This is a genomic window from Monashia sp. HAY1-2A, from assembly GCF_056755315.1.
This window is the reverse complement of the sequence record NZ_JBNDHY010000739.1, coordinates 1-239: the sequence shown is the minus strand read 5'-3', so window position 1 is coordinate 239 and position 239 is coordinate 1. Positions and strand designations below refer to the sequence as shown.

General features: G+C 65.3%; 1 protein-coding gene. It reads left to right on the top strand.

What is annotated here, in order from left to right; all coding sequences use genetic code 11:
• A partial coding sequence (locus tag ACPYOM_RS23735; protein WP_481347865.1) for an ABC transporter substrate-binding protein occupies positions 1–239 on the top strand: 239 nt, incomplete at both ends.

Genomic DNA, 239 nt, shown 5'->3' with positions numbered 1-239 from the left:
GAACACCAGCAAGAAGCCCTTCGACGACGTCAATGTGCGTCGGGCGGCCGCGCAGGCCATCGAAAAGGAAGCGATCCGGTCTGCCGTGTTGTTCGGGAGCGGCCAGACCGCCACGACGTTCCTTTCACCCGTGACGTGGGGACACTCCACAGCCGCAGGACCGACCTTCGACGTCGCCGCTGCCCGGGCCACCTTGGCGAAGTCGGCCTACCCGGAAGGTTTCAAGACCACGCTCGTGA